Origin of the sequence: Bifidobacterium sp. N5G01 (assembly GCF_002742425.1) — a bacterium.
Taxonomy (GTDB): Bacteria; Actinomycetota; Actinomycetes; order Actinomycetales; family Bifidobacteriaceae; genus Bifidobacterium; species Bifidobacterium hominis.
The window spans coordinates 77,505-102,143 of sequence record NZ_NJNP01000001.1 but is presented as its reverse complement, the minus strand read 5'-3'; the positions used below and the strand labels follow the sequence as shown (position 1 = coordinate 102,143).

At 56.3% G+C, this 24,639-nt stretch carries 16 protein-coding genes and 1 tRNA gene; 13 read left to right on the top strand and 4 right to left on the bottom strand.

Annotation, left to right across the window (positions count from 1 at the left end):
• Positions 1-51 precede the first annotated feature (51 nt).
• The 3 genes from CE168_RS00425 (at position 52) to glgX (ending at position 3,829) form a co-directional block, all read left to right on the top strand.
• Complete coding sequence (locus CE168_RS00425) at positions 52-957, top strand: Nif3-like dinuclear metal center hexameric protein (RefSeq protein ID WP_099570673.1); 906 nt, start codon at positions 52-54, stop codon at positions 955-957.
• A 6-nt stretch (positions 958-963) separates the two neighbouring features.
• Positions 964-1,623, top strand: a complete 660-nt coding sequence (locus CE168_RS00420; RefSeq protein ID WP_099570672.1) for an NUDIX hydrolase — start codon at positions 964-966, stop codon at positions 1,621-1,623.
• 61 nt (positions 1,624-1,684) lie between these two features.
• On the top strand, positions 1,685-3,829 hold the full coding sequence (gene glgX / locus CE168_RS00415; RefSeq protein WP_099570671.1) for a glycogen debranching protein GlgX: 2,145 nt from the start codon (positions 1,685-1,687) through the stop codon (positions 3,827-3,829).
• A gap of 34 nt (positions 3,830-3,863) precedes the next feature.
• Here glgX and CE168_RS00410 read toward each other — a convergent pair whose 3' ends face one another.
• Complete coding sequence (locus tag CE168_RS00410; RefSeq protein ID WP_099570670.1) at positions 3,864-5,033, bottom strand: ABC transporter permease; 1,170 nt, start codon at positions 5,031-5,033, stop codon at positions 3,864-3,866.
• 120 nt (positions 5,034-5,153) lie between these two features.
• Here CE168_RS00410 and CE168_RS00405 point away from each other — a divergent pair.
• A tRNA-Pro gene (locus CE168_RS00405) sits at positions 5,154-5,227 on the top strand.
• Between the two features lie 252 nt (positions 5,228-5,479).
• A complete protein-coding gene (gene aroA / locus CE168_RS00400) occupies positions 5,480-6,820 on the top strand; it encodes a 3-phosphoshikimate 1-carboxyvinyltransferase (RefSeq protein WP_099570669.1) in 1,341 nt (446 codons plus the stop codon).
• A 435-nt stretch (positions 6,821-7,255) separates the two neighbouring features.
• Here aroA and guaA read toward each other — a convergent pair whose 3' ends face one another.
• On the bottom strand, positions 7,256-8,818 hold the full coding sequence (gene guaA, locus CE168_RS00395) for a glutamine-hydrolyzing GMP synthase (RefSeq protein ID WP_033501228.1): 1,563 nt from the start codon (positions 8,816-8,818) through the stop codon (positions 7,256-7,258).
• 456 nt (positions 8,819-9,274) lie between these two features.
• On the opposite strand from guaA, the gene CE168_RS00385 reads away from it, so the two are divergent.
• From CE168_RS00385 to CE168_RS00370, 4 genes are all read left to right on the top strand, one after another.
• Positions 9,275-11,752 carry a phosphoketolase gene (locus CE168_RS00385; RefSeq protein WP_099570668.1) on the top strand — a complete coding sequence of 826 codons (2,478 nt, stop codon included), beginning with the start codon at positions 9,275-9,277 and terminating at the stop codon, positions 11,750-11,752.
• A gap of 193 nt (positions 11,753-11,945) precedes the next feature.
• A complete protein-coding gene (gene pta / locus CE168_RS00380; RefSeq protein WP_099570667.1) occupies positions 11,946-13,616 on the top strand; it encodes a phosphate acetyltransferase in 1,671 nt (556 codons plus the stop codon).
• An 88-nt stretch (positions 13,617-13,704) separates the two neighbouring features.
• Positions 13,705-14,934: an acetate/propionate family kinase gene (locus CE168_RS00375; RefSeq protein ID WP_099570666.1), complete on the top strand. Its 1,230-nt coding sequence runs from the start codon at positions 13,705-13,707 to the stop codon at positions 14,932-14,934.
• A 276-nt stretch (positions 14,935-15,210) separates the two neighbouring features.
• Entirely contained in the window at positions 15,211-17,064 is a 1,854-nt protein-coding gene (locus CE168_RS00370) for an acyltransferase family protein (RefSeq protein WP_099570665.1), read from the top strand.
• A 97-nt stretch (positions 17,065-17,161) separates the two neighbouring features.
• Here the strand turns inward: CE168_RS00370 and CE168_RS00365 are convergent, their stop codons facing one another.
• A complete protein-coding gene (locus CE168_RS00365; RefSeq protein WP_236824270.1) occupies positions 17,162-18,550 on the bottom strand; it encodes a nucleobase:cation symporter-2 family protein in 1,389 nt (462 codons plus the stop codon).
• A 57-nt stretch (positions 18,551-18,607) separates the two neighbouring features.
• Positions 18,608-19,189 carry a xanthine phosphoribosyltransferase gene (locus CE168_RS00360; protein ID WP_099570664.1) on the bottom strand — a complete coding sequence of 194 codons (582 nt, stop codon included), beginning with the start codon at positions 19,187-19,189 and terminating at the stop codon, positions 18,608-18,610.
• 190 nt (positions 19,190-19,379) lie between these two features.
• Here CE168_RS00360 and CE168_RS00355 point away from each other — a divergent pair, with 190 nt between their 5' ends.
• The 4 genes from CE168_RS00355 (at position 19,380) to CE168_RS00340 (ending at position 24,635) form a co-directional block, all read left to right on the top strand.
• Positions 19,380-22,058, top strand: coding sequence for an ATP-dependent helicase (locus CE168_RS00355; protein WP_180753678.1), 2,679 nt, complete (start codon positions 19,380-19,382; stop codon positions 22,056-22,058).
• A 120-nt stretch (positions 22,059-22,178) separates the two neighbouring features.
• Entirely contained in the window at positions 22,179-22,577 is a 399-nt protein-coding gene (locus CE168_RS00350; protein ID WP_099570662.1) for a DUF4418 family protein, read from the top strand.
• A 7-nt stretch (positions 22,578-22,584) separates the two neighbouring features.
• Positions 22,585-23,799 (top strand): ABC transporter permease, encoded by a 1,215-nt coding sequence (locus CE168_RS00345; protein WP_099570661.1) that lies wholly within the window; start codon positions 22,585-22,587, stop codon positions 23,797-23,799.
• On the top strand, positions 23,796-24,635 hold the full coding sequence (locus CE168_RS00340) for an ABC transporter ATP-binding protein (RefSeq protein ID WP_099570660.1): 840 nt from the start codon (positions 23,796-23,798) through the stop codon (positions 24,633-24,635). The genes CE168_RS00345 and CE168_RS00340 overlap by 4 nt, the downstream gene beginning before the upstream one ends.
• Positions 24,636-24,639 lie beyond the last annotated feature (4 nt).

Sequence of the window (24,639 nt, the reverse complement as noted above, 5' to 3'; positions counted from 1 at the left end):
TCGTGTGTGCTGTGGATGTGTGTGATGCGAGCAATGGCATAAGGAGGAACGATGGCAACGCTGAAGCAAGTTGTGGATGTGCTGGAAACGCTGTATCCGCTTCGCTATGCGGAACAGTGGGATGAGCCTGGTCTCATCGTGGGTGATTTGCGTCGGCCTGTGCGCAGTATCGCTTTTGCGGCTGATTCTTCTATGGCGGTGGTTGATCAGGCGATTGCCGGGGGCGTTGATTTGCTGGTTTGCCATCATCCGTTGTTCTTCCGTTCCGTTCATGCGGTATCGGGATTGGGTTTCCGCGGTGAGATCGTGCGCAAGCTCAATCGTGCCGGATGCGCGCTGTGGGTGGGGCATACGAATGCCGATGCGGCATATCGTGGTGTCGGCATGGCTGCGGCTGACATGTTTGGTCTGGTGGACCAGCGTCCGCTCGTACCCATCGACGATCCGAACGCCGAGCATCCGGTCGGCCTAGGACGTGTCGGGCGGCTTGCCGAACCTGTGATGCTGCGTGAATTCGCCCGTCGTGTGGCCGACGTGCTGCCGTATACCGAACTTGGCGTGCAGGTTTGCGGTGATCTGGACGCTCCCATCAATACGGTGGCGATATTGCCGGGATCCGGTGATTCGCTGTTCGATGAGGTGCGTGCGACCGGAGCTGACGTATATGTGACCAGCGATCTGAGGCATCATCCCGTAACGGACGCCATTGAACAGGCCCGCTATGAGGCTACCATGCGCGCTTCCGGCATCGCCCTGGGTCATGGCGATGAACATGTGCGTCCGGCGTTTATCAACACTCCACATAGCGCCATCGAATCCATGTGGTTCCAGTATGCGATGAAAGACGTTCCTCAGGCGGTCGCGTCCGTGACCGGCGACACTCCTGATGTGCGTTGGATTTCCATGAACACCGATCCATGGAACATGGTGATCCCCTCGAGCGGACAGGAACGATGACACGTCATGAGTAACGAAGCGGCAGACGAAACCCAAGTTGACGCATTGCTGGACGAGTCCAGCGACGGAGTGGACATGTCCGGCACGGTAACGGTGTTTGACAGCAAGCACGTGTACCAAGGCGCTATCTTCGGTGTCGACGACATGCGGATCGCATTGCCGATGCGTGATGGCGGGCAAACGGTGATTCGTCGGCAGGTGATGCGCCACGCGCCTTGTGTGGTCATGCTGGTGCATGATTGCGCGAACGACCGGTATTTGATCGAACGAGAATATCGTGTCGGTTGCGATGCTTTCGCCTATGGCCTTCCAGCAGGTCTCATCGATGGGGGAGAGGACGTGGAACAGGCCGCGTTACGCGAACTTCGCGAGGAGACCGGTGTGGAACCCACCGGGCATGACGGCATTGAATTCGACCATGTGGGTCAGTTCTACTCGTCCGAAGGCATGACCGACGAGCTCGCTAACATCATGGTGCTTCACCTGCGTTCATGGCGCCCCGTCGAACGTCACTTCGACGGCGACGAGCATGTCGAATCGGCGTGGGTTTCCTGGCGGCGGCTGCGCGACGTTCGCATCACCGCATCCAATTCCATGATTGCCATTCTTCACGAGCAAATTCGGCGAAACCGGCAAAATACAGTCAAAAGTTCTTTCGAATCGTAAAAATAATCGCCGAACAACACGAAATCGCGATTTAAGGTCTGAAACGTGAGATACTTGAATCATGCAAATCAGACCCGGATCGATGTATCCGCTCGGCGCAAGCTATGACGGCGCCGGCGTGAATTTTGCCCTCTTTTCCCAAGTGGCACAAAAGGTCGAGCTTTGTCTTTTCGATGAGGAAGACAACGAAACTCGAATCGAAATGACCGAGCAGAACTCGTACGTTTGGCACAACTATTTGCCCGGAATCCAACCAGGGCAGCGTTACGGCTACCGTGTGTACGGCCCGTACGACCCGATGCAGGGTTTACGCTGCAACCCGAACAAGCTGCTGCTTGACCCCTACGCGAAAGCCATTGAAGGCAATGTCGACGGCGACGAAAGCCTCTACTCGTACTGGTTCAAAAGCCCCGACGACATTACCAGCATGAACACGCTCGACTCGGCCGCACACACTATGAAAGCGGCCGTAGTGAACCCCTATTTCGACTGGGGCAACGACCAGCATCCGAACATCTCATACCACGATTCGGTAATTTACGAAGCCCACGTACGCGGCATGACCAACCTCAACATGGACGTGCCGCCGGACATTCGCGGAACCTACGCGGGACTGGCCTACCCCTCCGTAATCGAATACCTGAAGAAACTGGGCGTCACGGCCATCGAACTCATGCCTATTCACCAGTTCGTCAACGACAGCTTCCTGCAGGAAAAAGGCTTAAGCAACTACTGGGGATACAACACTATCGGCTTCTTCGCCCCGCACAACGCCTACTCCAGCTCCGGGCAGCGCGGCGAACAGGTCAACGAGTTCAAATCCATGGTCAAGGCATACCATCGTGCCGGCATGGAAGTCATCCTCGACGTGGTATACAACCATACTGCCGAAGGCAACAACCTCGGACCGACCCTCAGCTTCAGAGGCATCGACAACGGCGCCTACTACCGTCTGGTAGACAACGACCGCAGGCACTATTTCGACACCACAGGCACCGGAAACTCGCTGCTCATGCGCTCGCCGCACGCGTTGCAGCTCATTACCGACAGCCTGCGCTATTGGGTCACTGAAATGCACATCGACGGATTCCGATTCGATCTTGCGGCCACATTGGCGCGTCAGTTCCAGGAAGTCGACAAACTGTCGGCATTCTTCGATATCGTCGAGCAGGATCCGGTCATCTCTCGCGTCAAGCTGATCGCCGAGCCATGGGATTTGGGTTCCGGCGGATACCAGGTGGGCGGCTTCCCATCCAGCTGGTCCGAATGGAATGGCCGCTATCGTGATTGTGTGCGCGACTTCTGGCGTTCGCAGCCGTCTACCTTGCCGGAATTCGCCAGCCGACTTATGGGCAGTTCCGACTTGTATCAGGTCAACGGCCGCCGACCGGTCGCATCCGTGAACTTCATCACTGCGCATGACGGCTTCACCATGAACGATCTGGTGAGCTACAACGAGAAGCATAATGAGGCCAACGGCGAAGGCAATCGCGATGGCGAAAGCAACAACCGTTCTTGGAACTGCGGTGTCGAAGGTCCTACGACCATCAAGGATGTTAACGAGCTTCGTCAACAGCAGATGCGAAACATGTTCGCCACGCTGTTGCTCAGTCAAGGCATTCCGATGATTTGCGGCGGCGACGAAGTGGCGCGCACCCAGCAGGGCAATAACAACGCCTACTGCCAGGACAATGCGATCTCCTGGACGAACTGGGATTTGGACGAGGATCAGAAGGACCTGCTCGAATTCGTATCGAAGCTGATTCATTTGAGGCTTGAGCATCCTGTGCTGCATCGCCGCCGCTTCTTCTCCGGTCGCGAGCAGGGAGACGACAGCACTGCGATTCCGCAGGTCGAATGGATGGATCACACCGGCTCCATTATGGATATGGACGACTGGTCGAACACACACGCTTTCACCGTGATGATCTATCTGAACGGTTCCGATATTCCGGAAACCGACTGGTACGGCAATCAGATGGTCGACAATGATTTCATTCTGATTTTCAACGCGCATTACGAGCCGATCATGTTCACCCTGCCCGATGAGCAATATGGCAAGAAATGGCGTCTAATTGTCGACACGCATAATCCAAAGGGGCCAGAACTCAATTATGAGGCCGGTTTTGCGATTACTGCGCAATCAAGAAGCTTCCTGCTGTTGATGAGCGACAAGAAGCCGTCCAACGGACATTACAATTTCTGATTGTTTTTCCGACACTGTTTTCCAGCTACGTTTTTTAGACTTCCGAAGCAAGCCGGGAAACAGTGTCGGGAACAGTTTCGCTGACTTCCGCAAGATCCTCGACGGAGTGGGGTCTCTCGGATTGCGCCAGTATCAGCTGCGTCTGCACGCGATCCGCTTCGATGGCGGCAATCTGACGCGAGAAAATGATGAACCAGCCAAGGAACATCATGCCGGCCAACGCCTCCACGTTCGTCAGCGTGTTATGCCCGCTCAGCCATTGGAATCCGGCATAAGCGCCAATCACAATCGCAAGATCGGAAACCACGTATACGATCTTTGAAAGTTGCGGGGCAAGCCAAGGCAGGGCAATCATCAGCATGCTCATCAAACATGGCAGGCCGCGGGCGAACACGTTGTGCAAAATCGGATGCGGCGTGTAACGGAACATGCCGATGCCTATGAAGGCGATGCCGGCCAACGCCAACATGATCGACAGCAGCAGAATCCTCGTACGGAAATGCTTCGGCGTTTCATTGGTGGAGTTGGAATCCAGATACTGCAATTGCAGACGATACGTGGTGATGAGCTCGGAAACGGCGAAATAGCTGATGATCACAATGCAGATGCCCGCGAGCATCAGCGTCGAATTGAACATACGTGCGGCGAACGTCGTACGGTCACCCAGTTGGGAGAAATTATTGTTGTACCAGTATGGATCGTCGGACGTCAATCCTGCGATGCTCACGCCAGACACCACGAAAAACGGCAGTAGGGAAGCGATCGTTTTGGCGTTCATAAGTTCCGCCTGTACGAAAGTTATATAGCCTACAACGCCTGCGATGGCCGCGCATAGGATTGGCAGATAGCCTTTCAGCGTGCGGATACCCATCATGTTGTTGATGATGGACAACATCATGAACGACATGACGAAAATGGTCGAGGCATACACCACGGAAAGCGCGAGAATCTCGAAAATACGACGGACAGGAATAGCCCAACCATGTTTGAGCGTCAGCGATCGTGATTTTCGTGCATAACCCAGACTGAATGATATAACGCCGCATCCTGCCACGATTCCCGAGCAGACGGTGAACAGTCGTTGCGTGACACGCCAGATGGCGGGAGCGAACTGCGTGTAAGCGTTCATAACAAACCAAGCGATGATGGCGCATATTACAAAGGAGATAATGCCCGATGATTCAGCCTGCTGATGACGTCCCATGCCACTCTCCCTTCCGAAACGCTATTGTAAGCCTGTCGTTGTCCAACCATACGCTATAATAGAAACTCGTGTTCACATGATGCGATTCCGCGACGCGGGTTCGCTGAAAGCGAGCAGGAACGGGCTGTAGCGCAGTTTGGTAGCGCGTCTGCTTTGGGAGCAGAATGTCGCAGGTTCAAATCCTGTCAGCCCGACGAAAATCGTTGGAAACAAAGGCGTTTCAGACGGTTTGAAAAACCTTTTCCAGTTTCGGTACAAAACGGTATAAACATGGCAACGCAGAAAAACCTCGTGACCTTTTGCGATGTTCACATGGTTTCGTCCGTCTGGGTTTTCAAACGGAAATGGTATGGACGGAGTCCAATTGCCGAGATCGAGCAAGATACGCACGCTACATGGCGAGATTGAAGCGTTGTTTGCCACGGGTTTTGGATACGATAAACCCTATGAACGCATCTCAAGAGAATCTTTGGCCGGCGCCGTTTGCCAGCAAGTCGCTTGACGCCACCGTTGTGGTGCCGGGCAGCAAATCCCTGTCGAACCGTTATCTCATTCTTGCGGCTCTCGGGCATCGTCCTGTGCGATTGGTCGGGCTGTTGCGCTCGCGTGATACCGAGCTGATGATGGACGCGCTGCGTTCGTTGGGAGTGCGCTGCGAAATCGATGAGCAGGTTGACACCACGGTGACGGTGGTGCCGCCGTCCGACGGCCGGTTCCACGGTGGTACGAAGGTGCTCTGCGGTCTTGCGGGAACGGTGATGCGCTTCGTGCCCGGTCTTGCCATGTTCGCGGACGGTCCTGTGGATTTCGACGGTGACGAGCAGGCGTACGCACGTCCGATGAAGCCCGTGTTGGACGGTCTTGAACAGTTGGGGGCATGTATCGAATACCACGGCGAGGAAGGTCGCCTGCCATTTACAATCACTCCACCTCAAACGGTGAGCCAGTGCGTCAAGCCGAGTGTGGTCAGCATTGATTCTTCGGGATCATCGCAGTTCATTTCAGGACTATTGCTCATCGGCTCTCGAGTGCCAGGCGGTTTGGAACTGCATCACACGGGGGAGAAGACGCCGAGTTTGCCTCATATTCGCATGACCGTGGCCGATCTGCATGGTTCCGGTGTGCGTGCCAACGCAGACGAACACGCCCGCGTGTGGACCGTGCAGCCGGGAGCCGTGCAGTTGCCCGAAACCGTGACGGTCGAGCCTGACCTGTCGAATGCCGCCCCGTTCCTCGGCGCCGCACTGATCGCCGGCGGAACCGTTCGCGTGCCTCACTGGCCGGAATCCACCACCCAGCCGGGCGGCCTGCTTCCCGGATACTTGGAACATATGGGCGCTGAAATCAGCTTCCCCGTGATCGACGGCGTCCGGTACTGCGAAGTGACCGGCAGCAGCCATATCAACGGCTTGGGTGATTTCGACCTGACTGCGGCCGGCGAGATTGCGCCATCGCTGGCCGCAATCCTGGTCTTCGCCGACAAGCCTACGCGCATGCTGGGCATCGGCCACTTGCGCGGCCACGAGACGAACCGTCTGGAAGCATTGGTCAACGAAATCACCAGAGTCGGGGGAGATGCCCGTGAGCTTCCCGACGGGCTGGAGATCGCGCCAGTGCCGGCAATGAATCTCAAGCCGGCTGAAATGGAAACCTATGCGGACCATCGCATGGCGACGTTCGCTGCGATGCTGGGGCTGAAAATCAACGGCATCCTAATCAAGAACATCGCCACCACTGCAAAAACGCTTCCCGATTTCGCAAACATGTGGACCAACATGCTGGCCTAGCAAGGATTGTCAGAGATAATCCGCAAATAATCCACGATATTGAAAACGGTATGAAAATGTCCTTCCTCCGCAAAAACGGAGGAAGGACATTTTACATTTGCACAGGGTCGTAATCATTCTGCGGATGCCGCTATGTCAAGCCACGATGGTTCTTAGCTTTCTTCCTGACACGGCCTGGGCCTTGTCAGGCCCCAACACGGCAAAGGTAGTGGCGCTCGCAAACGTCATAATGCCTACGAAAAACACGGAACCAATGGAAACCTGACACCGTACGTAAAGAGGTAAGCGGCGACGAGGCGTCCGACACCTTGAGAGGTGTTATCTGGCTCGAGCCTAGAAGGCGGAAAGCATGATGAAGCCCCCGGAAGTTTCGCACTTTCGGGGGCCTCATCATATTGATTGTGATTTTGCGTTCAGCAACGAATCAGCTTGGAATCACTCCCACTCGATGGTTGCCGGCGGCTTGGAAGTGCAGTCGAGCACCACACGGTTGATCTGACGGCATTCGTTGGTGATACGCGTCGAAATCGTGGCAAGCACATCGTACGGAATGCGAGACCAGTCCGCGGTCATGGCATCTTCGGAGGAAACCGGACGCAACACGATCGGCGAACCATACGTGCGCTCATCGCCCTGTACGCCCACGGAATGCACGTCGGCCAGCAGCACCACCGGGCACTGCCAGATATCGCGGTCAAGACCAGCCTTGGAAAGCTCCTCGCGAGCGATGGCATCGGCCTCACGAAGCAGATCCAGACGTTCCTTGGTGATCTCGCCGATGATGCGAATGCCGAGGCCCGGGCCAGGGAACGGCTGACGCCATACGATTTCGTCCGGCAATCCAAGCTCGGTACCGATGGCACGAACCTCATCCTTGAACAGGGTGCGCAGTGGCTCGACGAGCTGGAACTTGATGTCGTCAGGCAGACCGCCCACATTGTGGTGCGACTTGATGTTGGCCGCGCCGTCGCCGCCGCCGGATTCCACGACATCCGGGTAGAGGGTGCCCTGAACGAGGAACTTGACTTCCTTGCCGGAAGCGCCCGCCTCTTCGATGACCTGACGCTGGGCCTTCTCGAACGTGCGAATGAACTTTTCGCCGATGATCTTGCGCTTCTTCTCCGGTTCGCTCACACCCTTCAGAGCGGTGAGGAAGTCTTCGGAGGCGTCCACGGCGATGAGCTTGATGCCGGTCGCCTCAACGAAATCATGCTTGACCTGCTCGGCCTCGCCCTTGCGCAGCAGACCGTGGTCCACGAACACGCAGGTGAGCTGGTCGCCGATGGCCTTGTGCACGAGAGCTGCCGCTACTGCGGAATCAACGCCGCCGGACAGGCCGCAGATCACCTGTGCGTCACCGACCTTCTCGCGGATCTTCGCAACCTGATCCTCGATGATGCTGGAGGCATCCCAGTTGTTGCCAAGACCTGCACACTTGTGCAGGAACGTCTCGATAAGCTGCTGGCCCATCGGGGTGTGCTTGACTTCAGGATGCCACTGCACGCCATACAGCTTGCGGGATTCATCCTGCATGGCGGCAACGGGGGCGCCCTCGGTGTGTGCCAGCACTTCGAAGCCTTCCGGCGCGGTCTTAACGGCCACGCCATGGCTCATCCACGTGTTCTGATCGGCGGGGGAGCCTTCGAGCAGACCCTTCGACTCGTCGATGAAGGTCTCGGTCTTGCCGTACTCGCCAAGAGCGGCCTTGTCGACATCCGCACCCAAGGCATAGGCCATGGCCTGGAAGCCGTAGCAGATGCCCAACACGGGAACTCCGGCCTCGAACAGTTTCTTATCCACGCGCGGCGCGCCCGGTTCAAACACCGAAGCCGGACCACCGGAAAGGATGATGGCCTGCGGATCCTTGGCCAGCATCTCGTCGACCGGCATGGAATGCGGCACAAGCTCCGAATAAACATTGGCTTCACGCACGCGACGTGCGATCAGCTGGGCGTACTGGGCTCCGAAATCAACAACGAGCACAGGACCTGCGGCCATAACACTCTCCCTTTTGATATGAGGTATGAAGAAGCAACAATATTAACTGTTCTATTGTGGCGACGCTAGCAGACATTGGAAACGCTGTGAACAGGAAGTGAACAAACCTCACAATTGCTTACTACGCATGGTTCAACACGCCGCATGCAAGTATTGCAAAACGAACGTGAAAAAGGTGCGAGGATGGCTTGAAATCGTTGATATTGAGCCGTTTATCAATCTTTTTGATAGCATGTGAAGTATTCACAAATCTCCCGATAAAAGCTCTCATTTTCTAACAGAAACGACACACTTACGCACACAGTCGCAAAAAAACAGCAAAAAGTCGCACCTCGCTCGTAATATGCTCAAGTGATTGGGAATGAATCGTTCCGCGGAACCGCAAGGTTTTGCAAGATTCAGGACCGAATGAAAATAAACAATCGCACAACACAGTGCAGGAGTACAGGAGTACACATGACGAGTCCTGTTATTGGCACCCCTTGGAAGAAGCTGAACGCTCCGGTTTCCGAGGAAGCTATCGAAGGCGTGGATAAGTACTGGCGTGCAGCCAACTACCTCTCCATCGGCCAGATCTATCTGCGTAGCAACCCGCTGATGAAGGAGCCTTTCACCCGCGAAGACGTCAAGCACCGTCTGGTCGGTCACTGGGGCACCACCCCGGGCCTGAACTTCCTCATCGGCCACATCAACCGTCTCATCGCTGATCACAAGCAGAACACTGTGATCATCATGGGCCCGGGCCACGGCGGCCCGGCTGGTACCGCTCAGTCCTACTTGGACGGCACCTACACTGAGACCTTCCCGAAGATCACCAAGGACGAAGCTGGTCTGCAGAAGTTCTTCCGCCAGTTCTCCTACCCGGGCGGCATCCCGTCTCACTACGCTCCGGAGACTCCGGGCTCCATCCACGAAGGTGGTGAGCTGGGTTACGCCCTGTCCCACGCCTACGGCGCTGTGATGAACAACCCGAGCCTGTTCGTTCCGGCCATCGTCGGCGACGGCGAAGCTGAGACCGGCCCGCTGGCTACCGGCTGGCAGTCCAACAAGCTCATCAACCCGCGCACCGACGGTATCGTGCTGCCGATCCTGCACCTCAACGGCTACAAGATCGCCAACCCGACCATCCTGTCCCGCATCTCCGACGAAGAGCTCCACGAGTTCTTCCACGGCATGGGCTATGAGCCGTACGAGTTCGTCGCTGGCTTCGACAACGAGGATCACCTGTCGATCCATCGTCGTTTCGCCGAGCTGTTCGAGACCGTCTTCGACGAGATCTGCGACATCAAGGCCGCAGCTCAGACCGACGACATGACTCGTCCGTTCTACCCGATGATCATCTTCCGCACCCCGAAGGGCTGGACCTGCCCGAAGTTCATCGACGGCAAGAAGACCGAAGGCTCCTGGCGTTCTCACCAGGTCCCGCTGGCTTCCGCCCGCGATACCGAGGCTCACTTCGAAGTCCTCAAGAACTGGCTCGAGTCCTACAACCCGGAAGAGCTGTTCGACGAGAACGGTGCTGTGAAGCCGGAAGTCACCGCCTTCATGCCGACTGGCGAACTGCGCATCGGTGCTAACCCGAACGCTAACGGTGGTGTGATCCGCGAAGAGCTGAACCTGCCGGCCCTCGAAGACTACGAGGTCAAGGAAGTCGCCGAGTACGGCCATGGCTGGGGCCAGCTCGAGGCAACCCGTCGTCTGGGCGTCTACACCCGCGACATCATCAAGAACAACCCGGACTCCTTCCGCATCTTCGGACCGGACGAGACCGCTTCCAACCGTCTGCAGGCCGCTTACGACGTCACCAACAAGCAGTGGGATGCCGGCTACCTGTCCTCCCAGGTTGACGAGCACATGGCTGTCACCGGCCAGGTCACCGAGCAGCTCTCCGAGCACCAGATGGAAGGCTTCCTCGAGGCCTACCTGCTCACCGGCCGTCACGGCATCTGGAGCTCCTACGAGTCCTTCGTGCACGTGATCGACTCCATGCTGAACCAGCACGCCAAGTGGCTCGAGGCTACCGTCCGCGAGATCCCGTGGCGCAAGCCGATCTCCTCCATGAACCTGCTCGTCTCCTCCCACGTGTGGCGTCAGGATCACAACGGCTTCTCCCACCAGGATCCGGGTGTCACCTCCGTCCTGCTGAACAAGTGCTTCAACAACGATCACGTGATCGGCATCTACTTCCCGGTGGATTCCAACATGCTGCTCGCTGTGGCTGAGAAGTGCTACAAGTCCACCAACATGATCAACGCGATCATCGCTGGTAAGCAGCCGGCCGCTACCTGGCTGACTCTGGACGAAGCTCGCGCTGAGCTCGAGAAGGGTGCTGCTGAGTGGGAGTGGGCTTCCACCGCCAAGTCCAACGACGAAGCCCAGATCGTTCTCGCCTCCGCTGGCGACGTTCCGGCTCAGGAGATCATGGCTGCTGCCGACAAGCTCAACGAGCTCGGCATCAAGTTCAAGGTCGTCAACGTTGTGGATCTGGTCAAGCTGCAGTCCACCAAGGAGAACGATCAGGCTATCTCCGACGCTGACTTCGCTGACCTGTTCACCGAAGACAAGCCGGTCCTGTTCGCTTACCACTCCTACGCCCGCGACGTGCGTGGTCTGATCTACGATCGCCCGAACCACGACAACTTCAACGTCCACGGCTACGAGGAGCAGGGCTCCACCACCACCCCGTACGACATGGTTCGCGTGAACAACATCGACCGCTACGAGCTTGTTGCCGAAGCTCTGCGCATGATCGATGCTGACAAGTACGCCGACAAGATCAACGAGCTGGAAGCCTTCCGTCAGGAAGCCTTCCAGTTCGCAGTCGACAACGGCTACGATCACCCGGATTACACCGACTGGGTCTACTCCGGCGTCAACACCACCAAGCAGGGTGCTGTCTCCGCTACCGCCGCAACCGCTGGCGATAACGAGTGAGTCTAGCCTTTATAGGCTGATTGCTTGAAGAAAACCCCAGAGGATTCGTCCTCTGGGGTTTTCTGTCTTCTCTTCACCGTCTGTCCGCAACACCGTTTCTGAAATGCGTGTCTGTTACTGCTTACGCATTAGAATTGCACGTGGTGCGAAACAACGCAGTCACACACCTGAACAACGAATAGGAGCAGACATCGTGAGTCTAACCAGCGTCACCATCATCAGCCCTGAAGCCGCAAACGGCCGCAACGTCGTGGCCCTTGGCGTCACCAAGGCATTCTCGGCTGCCAAGAAAACGGCCGTGTTCCGCCCGGCGGTTTGCCGAAAGGAAACCTTCACCGACGTTCTTCTTGAAGCAAGCAACGCGGGGCTGGGACGTGAACAATCCGTAGGTGTTTGCCCGAAGCGCGCACGCACCGACAAGGAAGGTGCCCGGGCCGATATCGTGGCCGCCTACACAGAAGCCATCGAAACCGCCCAGCCCGAAGCCGTGGTTATTGTCGGAACGGACAAATCCGCCATCAACGACCCGTCCATCTTTGCATTCAACGCTGACGTAGCTGCAGATCTTAAGTCCGTCGTGCTTCTTGCCGTATGCACCATCAACCGCACTCCGGAACAGGTCTTGGGCACCGTCGAGGCGTCGAAGGTCATCATTGAGAATGCAGGAAGCAAGGTCGTCGGCGTGTTCGTCACTGGATGCAAAGATGAGCAGGTGGAACCCCTCAAGGAGGAGTTCGCAAGTTACGAGGTGCCGGTGTGGACGCTACCCGCCGTTGATTTCGACGAGGAAGACGCCGTAGCCAAGGCCACGAAAGCATTCGAGGCGAATGTCAACGCAGAAGAGCTTATTTCCGCTGTCGAGGCTCCGTTCAAGGCTCCGACCACGCCATACGCATTCCAGTACAGCCTGCTGGGCAAGGCCAAGGCAGACAAGAGAACCATCGTGCTTCCGGAAGGAACCGAAGACCGCATCATCAAGGCAGCCGACTATCTGCTCGAGCGTGATATCGTCGATCTGATCATCGTCGGAGACAAGGAAAGCATTCTCGCCCGCGGTGAGGAGCTTGGACTCAAATCCCTTGAAAAGGCGCAGTTCCAGGCCAAGGACGACGAGGAAGTACTCGCTCCGATGGTCGCCAAACTGTGCGAGCTGCGTGCCAAGAAGGGCATGACCGAGGAACAGGCACGCAAGCAGCTCACCGATGACAGCTACTTTGGCACCATGCTCGTGGTGCTCGGTAAGGCAGACGGTCTCGTTTCCGGATCCATCAACTCCACGGCCAACACCGTACGTCCGGCGTTGCAGGTCATCAAGACCAAGCCGGGATCCTCCCTCGTGTCCGGTGCGTTCCTCATGTGCTTCAAGGATCATGTCGCCGTGTTCTCCGACTGCGCCATCAATCTGAACCCGTCCGCTGAGCAACTTGCGGAAATCGCCATCCAGTCCGCCGAAACGGCGAAGGCTTTCGGCCTTGACCCGAAGGTCGGCATGCTGTCGTATTCCACCCTGGGATCCGGCAAGGGGCCGGATGTCGACCTCGTGGAGGAGGCAACCGCACTCGTGAAGGAGAAGGCTCCGGATCTCGCGGTCGTCGGCCCCATTCAGTTCGACGCGGCTTGGTCGCCGACCGTCGCAGCCACCAAGGCCAAGGGCAACGATGTGGCGGGCCACGTCAACGTGTTCGTGTTCCCGGATCTGTGCGCGGGCAACATCGGGTACAAGGCCGTCCAGCGTTCCTCCGGCGCAGTGGCCGTCGGTCCGGTACTGCAGGGCCTGAACCGACCGGTCAACGACCTGAGCCGAGGCGCGACCGTGCAAGACATCATCAACACTGTTGCCCTGACCGCCATCGAAGCCCAGTAAAACGCTATTTTGTAGCAAGCAAAGAGTAATCTAAAGTTTGGAAAGTCGCGCAAGCGGCACATCGATTAACACATGGAGGATGCACACAATGGCGAAAACCGTCCTTGTCATCAATTCCGGTTCTAGCTCTATCAAGTATCAGCTGGTTGATCTTGAAACCGGTGAAGGTATTGCTTCCGGCCTGGTCGAGAAGATCGGCGAGCCGGTTGACGGCCACTACAAGCATGAGTTCAACGGCGAAAAGCATGAGCTTGAAGAGCCGATTCACGACCACGAGCAGGGTCTGAAGCGCGTGCTCGGCTTCTTCAACGAGTTCGGCCCGAAGCTGGACGAAGCCGGCATCGTAGCAGTCGGCCACCGCGTGGTGCAGGGCGGTTCCATCTTCCCGAACCCGGCTCTGGTTACCGACAAGACCATCAACCAGGTCAAGGATCTCGCCGTGCTCGCTCCGCTGCACAACGGCCCGGAAGCCAAGGGCGCCGAAGTCATGCGTGCGCTCCTGTCGGATGTTCCGCAGATCTTCGTGTTCGATTCCTCCTTCTTCTTCCAGCTGCCGAAGGCCGCCAGCACCTACGCGCTGAACAAGGAAATCGCCGACCAGTACCACATTCGCCGTTACGGCGCCCACGGCACCTCCCACGAGTTCATCTCCTCCGTGGTGCCGAGCGTCATCGGCAAGCCGGCCGAAGGTCTCAAGCAGATCGTGCTGCACATCGGTAACGGCGCTTCCGCTTCCGCCGAGGTTTCCGGCAAGCCGGTCGAGACCTCCATGGGTCTGACCCCGCTCGAAGGCCTCATGATGGGTGGTCGTACCGGCGATATCGATCCGGCAGTCGTCTTCCACCTGATTCGCAACGCCCACATGAACGTGGACGAGCTCGACGCTCTGTTCAACAAGCGTTCCGGCATGATGGGCATGACCGGCTTCGGCGATCTCCGTGAGGTTCACCGTCTGGTCGCCGAAGGCAACGAGGACGCCAAGCTGGCTCTCGACGTCTACGTGCACCGTATCGTCGGCTACATCGGCAACTACACCGCTCAGATGGGTGGCGTAGACGTGATTACCTTCACCGCAGGTGTTGGCGAGAACGATGACGTGGTCCGCAAGATGGTTTGCGACAAGCTCGCACCGTTCGGCGTCAAGCTGGATGAAGAGAAGAACGCGACCCGTTCCAAGGAACCGCGCATCATCTCCACTCCGGACTCGAAGATCACCATCTGCGTCATTCCGACCAACGAGGAGCTGGCAATCGCCCGCAAGTCCGCGGCAATCGCAGAAGCAGGCGAAGACACCTACGGCAACGTCTTCTCCAAGTGATGCTGAGGTCTCGCAGTCATGCTGACTGACGGGACAGCGTAAAAGGGACCGCATGTCCATTGGTATCGGCATTGATACCGATGGACATGCGGTCTTTTCCGTCTGAATATTTCTTTCGCCGTTTCCGAGGTTTCGTCGTCCATCAAACGGATTCCACCCATTCCAGACAACAGCGTTCCATGCCTGTTCATAATCCGCATAATGGGGGAGGGGCTGGTAGTACGATACGAGACGTTGTGACTATTACGCGCATACGTCGCATGTTAAGAGAAGCGGTTGGTTGTTGTGGTAAGACGTCGTTTTGTCGGTCTGAACGGTCTCAAAGGCATTGCCTTGATCGCAATAGTGTTGTATCACTGCGACCAGGGCGCATTGCGGGGCGGATTCCTAGGTGTTGACATATTCTTCACCATTTCCGGTTTCCTGATTTTCTCGTCGTTGCTGAACCATATTGATTCCGGTAAGGGAATAGGTTTCAAGGAATACTGCCTCAAGCGTCTGCGCAGAATATATCCGGCGTTGATTCTGATGGTTCCCGTCACCGTATCGTTGGCATGGTTTATCAACCAAGACATGTTGGTGGGCATTAAAAACCAGATAGTGACGGCCATGTTGGGCTGTTACAACTGGTATGCCATCGGCAGCGGCGACAGCTATTTCTCGCAGATGAATCCAGACATGTTCCGTCATCTGTGGTTCATGTCAGTGCTGATGCAGTTCTATCTGCTGGCTCCTCTGCTGATCTACCTGCTTCGGAAAATTCTGGTACGTTGGGTGCCGGTGGCGGTACTTGCTGGACTTGCCTTGTGCAGTGCGCTTTCCATGGGATTGCAGTATCACCCGGGAACAGATCCAACCAGAGTGTATTTCGGTTCGGATACGCATGCCATGGGACTTTGGCTAGGTGCCATGCTGGCATGGCTGCTGATGATCATACGGCGTAGCAACGGTCGTTCGGAAGAAACTGCGATCATGGAATGCGTTCGTCTGGTCTGGAGAAAGATTGGCCCTACGGCGGCTTTTGTGGCATTGCTGATTCTGTTATGGATGATGCATCACGTTGAGCAGGGGCCTGTTGCCTTCCGTGGAGGGATTTTCGCGGCTTCGCTGCTTTCAGTGGTTCTGGTCGCCGGTTCCATTCCTTTCGGATCTTGGATGCAGGATCTGCTGGTGTTCAAACCATTTGATGTGGTCGGCCGGCATTCATACGGCATTTATCTGTGGCATTGGCCTTTGTGGTTGTTCACCAAGGCGATGTTTCCACAGTGGGGTGCGCGGCATTTGGGATGGATGCTGCTAATCACATTCGCTCTTACCGCATGTTGTACCGCCATGTCGTGGAAGTTGGTGGAACAGCCTGTTGCGCGAGGCGGATTCATCGCCATGATTCGTCCTCTTCCGGAAAACGGCATGTGGGATGCTGCCAGATGCTGGATAACGATCGTAGTGGTGCTGAGCACATGCATGATGTCTGGGTACGCTGTGACTCATGCCCCGCAGCAGACCAGTGTGGAACGCGTATTGTCTGAAAACGCCCGAATACTGAAAGAACAGCAGAAACAGCAAGTGCGGCAGGAGAGCCATGCCGATATCAGCAGAAACGAGGCACCCAAGCCCAGAAAGCCAATTCATACCATGCCTGATGGCGGGCAGATGGTCGCGTTCGGTGATTCGGTGATGTTGGCTTCCAGCCAAGGTCTACAGTCGGTGTTTCCCGGAATCACCGTCGATGCGGAGACCTCACGTTCGATGGTCAAGGCTTTGGGCTTGGTGAATCAGGCCAAAACCCAGCGGGGTGGATTGCGCCAGTGGGTGCTGGTCGGTCTTGCCACAAACTCCACGGTGACCGATGAACAGCTGAATGATTTGCTGAACAGTGTGGGACCGAATCATGTGCTGGTGCTGGTTAACGCGCATGCACCGGTATCGTGGGTTCCGGGAACGAACGACGCGTTGCAAAGGTTTGCGGACGCTCATGCCGACAATGTGGTGCTGGTAGATTGGGATACGGTGATTTCCGCACATCCTGACGAACTTGCAGGTGACGGTATTCATCCGGGAATGACGAATACCCTATATGCACAGGCCGTCAAAGACGCTATTGCCAATTGGATCAAGCGGGGGCACTGAAAGAAAAAACAGTCCTTTCCGCAAGACATCGATTATGAAAAATCCCCCTGACTCGTTTGAGCAGGGGGATTTCATGTCACTTTAAGACTGAATAGTCTCAGTTTTCCTGATGCTGCGGAGCCGACAGGAAATGCTCTTCACTCGGCAGCAACGCATTCAACAGCACAGCCACAACGAACGACACAGCGATGCAGTTGGATGCGAAGATGGACTGGAACAGCGACGGGAAGTTGACGAAAATGTCACCGACCTGCGTGAAACCGATGCCGATGGTGAGGCTCAACGCTGCAATGGTGATGTTGCGCTGCGTGTAGCCGGCCTCGGAAATCATCTGGAAGCCAGACAGGATGATGTTACCGAACATCATGATGGTGCAACCGCCAAGCACGGCCTGCGGCAGGGAATTGAACACTTCCGCCACGGCAGGAACGAAGCTTGCGATCACCAGAATCAGACCACCGGAAAGAATCACCTTACGGTTGACGACCTTGGTCATGGCGACCAAGCCGATATTCTGTGCGAACGACGTCAACGGAAGGCAGCCGAACAGACCGGAGACGGAGGAGATGAGACCGTCGCCTGCGATGGCGCCCGCAGTCTCCTTATCGGTAGGCTGACGGTCGAGACCAACCTTGGTGAGCGCCGCGGTATCGCCGAGCACCTCTACGGAAGACACGACGTACAGCAAGGCGAAGGAGATAATCGCACCCGGATCGAATTCAAGCTGGAAAGGCATGAAATGCGGCACGGACACGACCTGCAGATTCGAGAATCCAGAGAAATCAACCTTGCCCATGAAAATCGCGACAATATAGCCGACAACCAAGCCGAACAGCACGGAAAGCTGCTTGGCGGTACCCTTCATCAGCAGCTGGAAAGCCAGGCAGGCGACCAGCGAAATCAGACCGAGCGTGAGATTCTGCCAGCTTCCGAAATCCTTAGCACCGGAACCGCCGCCGAAACTGGTGGCACCAACGGAAAGCAGTGAAAAGCCAATCGACGTAACCACGATCGCGGATACGATCGGCGGCACGAAGCGACGCCAATACTTGGCGGTCAAACCAAGCACTACCTCCAACAGACCGCCAAGCACGACCGCGCCGGCAACCGCGCCATAGCCTTGATTCTGGGAGATCGACATGGCGGCGGCCACATATGTGAAGGAAATGCCCGTGACCATTGGCAGTCGGGAGCCGATCAGCCACACGCCGTACAGCTGCAGGCAGGTGCCCAGACCTGCCACCAGCAGACCGGCCTGAATGATCGTGGCAGACTGTTCGGCACTCATGTTGGCGGCGGAAGCCACTAGGAAAATCGGAGCCAGATTGGCCACGAACATCGCCATGACATGCTGCAGACCGAACGGGATGCCCTTCCAGAACGAAACAGGTGCGTCCAAGCTGCTTAGCGCTTCAAAGGAAACGCCCTTCTTTTTGTTCGTATTGTCTTTCTTCTCTTCGCTCACAATGAATCCTCTCTTATTCATACTGTGATGAGCAACAGGTTGTAATGGTTTCTGATGCGCGTCCGTGAGATGCGACAATCAGGAGCGGAACTCGATGGTACCGGTTTCCGGATCCATCGACTCCACGATTGCCAGGGAATCAACGTCGTAGCCCGCTGCACGCAGCTCATCGCCGCCGCCCTGGAAACCCTTTTCCACCGCGATGCCGATGCCTTCGACCGTTGCTCCGGCATCATGGCACAGATCGATCAGGCCCTTCAGAGCCTTGCCGTTGGCCAGGAAGTCATCAAGCAGCAGCACATGGTCGCCTTCGTTGAGATACCTCTTGGACACGATGACGGGGAATTCTTTCTGCTTGGTGAAGGAGTAGACGGTGGTGGTGTACTGGTCGCCATCGAGATTGATGGACTGCGCCTTCTTGGCGAACACCACAGGTGCATTGCCGAAATGACGCGCGGCAACACAGGCGATACCAATGCCGGAAGCTTCAATGGTCAGGATCTTATTGATGGTCTTACCGGCAAAATGCTCCGCCCAAGCGGCACCCATGTGGTCGAACAATTCGACATCGCACTGATGGTTAAGGAAAGCGTCCACTTTCAGCACATTACCCGGCTTGACGGTACCCTGCAGGCGAATGCGCTCTTCGAGCTCCTTCATGAATCCCCTTAGATTGTTGGCCGCATAAGGCGGCGTTGATGTTGACATACGGTGAACCGCATATAAACGTTCAGCATACGCGCGTCAATTGACCATGCGAGTGTTGCGCTGACCTGCATGTGTGATAGACATGAACTTCGCAATAATCGACTTCGAATCTTCATGGAAAGAGGAACCGTTGGAGCAGAATATGGAGCCAGGCCTGTGCGATCCGCAAAATCTGATCAAGGACCTCAATCCGCAACAGATGGAAGCGGTGAAGTACTACGGCCAGGCCCTGCTCATCGGCGCCGGCGCCGGATCCGGCAAGACCCGCGTACTCACCAGACGCATCGCATGGCTGCTGGCACACGGTTTTTGGGCGAGCAGCATTCTCGCCATCACCTTCACAAACAAGGCCGCAGCGGAAATGCGTGAACGCCTTACAGCCCTCGTAGGGCCCGAAGCCGAACATATGTGGATCTCCACCTTCCATTCCGCATGCGTGCGCATCCTCCGACGCGACGGCAAGGAAATCGGTCTTACCTCAGGATTCTCCATTTACGACACGGCTGATTGCGAACGTTTGATCAAGCTCATCAGCGGCGATCTGAACATCGATACGAAGCGGTATACGCCGCGCATGCTGCTCGGCAAAATCTCCGACTGCAAGAACTCATTGACTTCATGGCAGGATCAGTTGAAAAGCGTGAACTGCGACTACAAGCCAGGCCAGCGCGGATATCAGGTCTCGGCCGGCGACGTCGACGAGCTGGTCGCCGTGGTATATGCGGAATACCAGCATCGTCTGGCCATGGCGAATGCCGTGGATTTTGACGATCTGATCATGCGCACCGTCGAATTGTTCCAGCGTTGCCCACAGGTAAGCGAATACTATCGGCATAAGTTCCGTTATATTTTCGTGGACGAGTATCAGGACACCAACCATGCGCAATATGTGCTCGTACGCGAGCTTTCCGGCATTGACTCGGGAGAAGAGCCCGATCAACATATGCGTGGCGCGGGCCGTGTCGGACCATCTTGGATTACGGTGGTAGGCGATTCCGACCAGTCGATTTACGCGTTCCGAGGTGCGGACATTCGCAATATTCAGGATTTCGAGCAAGATTTCCCTAACGCGAAAACCATCATGCTCGAACAGAATTATCGTTCGACGCAGACCATTCTCGACGCCGCCAATGCGGTGATTGCAAGAAATGAAAATCGCAAGCCGAAAAAACTGTGGACGGCACTTGGCGAAGGCGACAAGATCGTCGGATACGCGGCCGACAACGCACAACAGGAAGCAGGATGGATCGCCAACGAAATCGCGCAAATCCACGAAGAGGAAGGTGTTGCATACCGCGACATCGCCATCATGTACCGTGCCAACGCGCAATCACGTTCGCTTGAAGAGGCCATGATCAACGCCAATCTTCCATATCAGCTGGTCGGTGGCACCAAATTCTACGAGCGTAGGGAAATCAAGGATGCGCTCGCATATCTGCAGGCCATTGTGAATCCCGCGGACAATGTGAACGTCCGCCGTATTCTCAACGTGCCGAAGCGTGGATTGGGCGTTCGTGCCGAAGGCCTCATTGCCTCGTATGCGGATGCTCACGACACTACGTTCTTTGGTGCGATTGAGCATATGGAGCAGATTGAAGGCATGTCCGCGCGTACGTCGAAGCCGTTGGGTGTGTTCCGCGACATGATGCATGGGCTTGCGGATTTCGCGAAGGAACATGATACGAAACCATCCGAAGTGGTTGCCGAAGTGCTTTCCAAGAGTGGGATTTTGGAGGAGTTGCAGCGTTCCGAGGACCCGCAGGACGCTTCCCGCGTCGACAATCTTTCCCAGCTGCAGTCGGTGGCTGCGGAATTCGAGCAGAACACGCCTGATGCCACGTTGGCGGGATTCTTGGAAACCACGGCTTTGGTGGCCGATTCCGACCAGTTGCCGGGGGAGAACGAGGACTCCGGCAAAGTGACGATGATGACCCTGCACACGGCTAAGGGTCTGGAATATCCGTACGTGTTCCTGACCGGCATGGAGCAGGGAACATTCCCGCACCAGCGGGCCATGGAGGACACCAGCGAGCTTGCAGAGGAGCGTCGCCTTGCCTATGTGGGAATCACCCGCGCGAAGCGTCGCCTGTATGTGACGCGTGCGGCCGTGCGCGCGCAATGGGGGCAAGCCAACGATATGATGCCCAGCCAGTTCCTTGACGAGATTCCCGACGAGCTGATTGATTGGAAAAGACGTGAGGCCGGAGTCGAACGCATGCGTGCCAGCTGGCGGAATGATGACGACGAGTTCGGCGGCTGGGACGATGACGACGATTTCGGATCAGTGACGTTCGGTGGTTCCTCATATGGAAAGACGAGTTACGGTGGTTCCCCATATGGTTCCAGCACGTATGGATCGCGGTCCTCGTACGGGTCGTCCTCGTACGGGTCGTCTTCGTATGGGTCGGGGCGTGCGCAATACGGTGGCTCGTCCACGCGCGGCGCATCATCCTCACACGGCTCCAGCTCGCGGCGTTCGTATGCAGGATCGGGATCGAGCTCCTCATACGGTTCTTCATACAGCTCATACGGCTCCGGCAAGTCCAGCGGAAAATCCGGCAAGGTCACTACTAGGCGTGTCAAGCCGAAAACCAAACCCGTGGACCTGACTAAATCCTCACAGGCAAGCCAAACCGACAATCGGAGCGGCCTGAGCATCTCGGACGTGCATGTCGGAGACAGGATCACGCATGACCATTTCGGCATGGGTACGGTCATCGAAACACAGGACAAAGGCGCTAATTCGGTCATTACCGTTGATTTCGGCAACGGTGAGGTCAAACGTCTGCTGCTGCGTATTGCACCCATCGAAATGCTGTGATGAAGCCGGAAAGCGGACGAAGCCTTTCCTCATAGCACGAAGTTGAAGAAAAAACAAGGCTTTCTTTTTCAAAAGGACCCTGCGATAATCGGCGATGTTGTCTTTTTTGAGAGGAAGATCATGAATAAGAAACTGTATGCCGGTATTTCGCAGATTCTGCTTGGTGCTTTGGTGGCCGTCGCGCCACAGACCTTCGCCCACGTGTGCGCGGTCAAAGAAATGCCGATGGCATGCCATTACACGGCTCAGGCTGCGCTCGGCATCGGCATTGTGATTGCGGTGCTTGGCGTCGCAGGGCTGTTCGTTTCCGATCAGACCCGTGCCGGCCTTGACATTGCCAATGCCGTGCTTGGCGTGCTGACCATCACTGTGCCGACCGTGCTTATCGGCGTGTGCAAGGGTGCCATGATGCACTGCCATATGGTCACCTTGCCGACGCTGATAGTGCTTGGCGTGCTGTTGGCCGTGCTCGCGGCAATCGCTGCGTATCTTGATCTCAAGCCGGCAAAGCGCGCCTGATCCTACGATGCCGAATCACATCACCCTCGCCGGTTTGCCGCTGGTCAACCTCAAGCGCAAACCGTTCCGCACGGCAGCGCTTGCCATCGTCGTCACCATGCTTACCGTGGCCTTTTATGGAGGTTCGCTGCTGTCCATGAACCTCGAAGCTGGTTTGAACAGCATGCAGGAACGTATGGGCGCCGATCTTATGGTCACGCCGCAAAACACCAAAAACGAGGCCGAGGCGTTGCTGACCAATGGATCAGCAAGCACGTTCTACTTCACCAAAGACATCACCGATGAAGTGGCGAAAGCCGACGGCATCGACGAAATCACGGAACAAACCTATATCTCATCGCTGGCCGCCGCATGCTGCGACGAAAAAGTGCAGATCATCGGATTCAATCCCGATACCGACTTCGTAATCACCCCTTGGATCGCATCGCAGTTCGACGGCACGCTCCAGCGCGGTCAGATCGTTGCCGGAGCCAGCATCAGCGTGTCGGGCGATAACACGGTCAAACTGTACGGGCACGAATTCCCAGTGGCGGCGCAACTTGCCAACACGGGTACGTCACTCGACAATTCCGTATTCGTGAACATGCAGACCGTTCCCGACGTGGTCGGCTATTCCGCCAAGGTGGGTCATGCCGCCATTCCGGAAGAATACGCCGACAAAGCCGTTTCCGCAGTGCTCATCAAGGTCAAAGACGGTTATTCCGCTCAGCAGGTCGCTTCGAACATCACCAAAACGACCGGAATCAAAAGCCTCGGATACGTGTATCCGGGCGGTATTACGGCTACCACGAAATCCAATCTGAACGTGATTATTCGCTACGTGACCCTTTTCGTCGCGGTGTTCTGGATTATGGGTCTGATTGTGCTGCTTGCGGTGTTCTCGTCCGCCATGAACGAACGTAAGCGTGAATTCGCCGCGTATCGCATTCTTGGCGCCAATCGTTCCACTTTGGTCGGCATCATTGTGAAGGAATCGGCCATGATTGGAGCTTTGGGCGGAGTCGTTGGCATTGCGGTCGCATCGCTTGCGATTTTCCCGTTCAGCACGCTTATCGGACAGCAGTTGCAGTTGCCGTATCTGCAAACCAACATATGGAATGTGTTGGCATTGATCGCAGTGAGTTTCGTGTTCGCAGTGCTTACCGGACTACTCGCCTCCGCGGCGACGGCGGTGAAACTCTCCGCTCCCGAAACCTATCTGACTTTGAGAGAAGGTGAATGATGACGGAAAACACGGTTCTCGAAGTAAAAGAGCTCACTCGCGAGTTCACACGTCGCGGCAAACCGTTCGCGGCTGTGGATCATGTCGATTTCACCTTAAGTCAAGGCGAATTCGTAGCGATCGTCGGACGTTCCGGCAATGGTAAAAGCACATTGCTGAATCTTATAACCGGCCTGCTCAAACCCACGTCCGGATCCATCGATTTGGACGGTAACGACGTGACGCGGCTGAATGACAGGCAAATGTCGATCGTGCGCAATCGCACCATCGGTTTCGTCACGCAAAGCCAGACGCTGCTGCAGAATCTTACGGCACTTGACAATGTGATTCTTCCTTCCGTACTGCAGAACGGCAAAACAGAGCAGTGCGATACCCGGATGCTTGCAGATCCTCACTATTTACAAGCGACGGAAGAGAACGCTTCTGATTCGTCTTCCGAACAGACGGTCGATGACGGACTCCCGGATGTCATTGCGGCAGTTCCGGCGGCAAAAGCGCAAAACAATCTCGTTCAGGATCATGCCGTGGAACGTGCGCACGCGTTGTTGCGCCGGCTACAGGTCGATGACTTGGCGGAATGCTATCCGAAAGAACTTTCCGGTGGCGAAATGAGACGTGTCAGCATAGCACGAGCTTTGATGAACGGTCCGAAACTATTGATTGCCGATGAGCCCACCGGCGATTTGGACGCCGAAAGCACCGCCATCGTTATGAGGCTACTGCAGAAAGTTGCCAAAGACGGTACGGCCGTACTCATGGTCACCCATGATCCGGACGCACTCGCATACGTGGATCGAACTTACCGCATGGACAGGGGCGTACTGGTCGAAGCATAGCGTC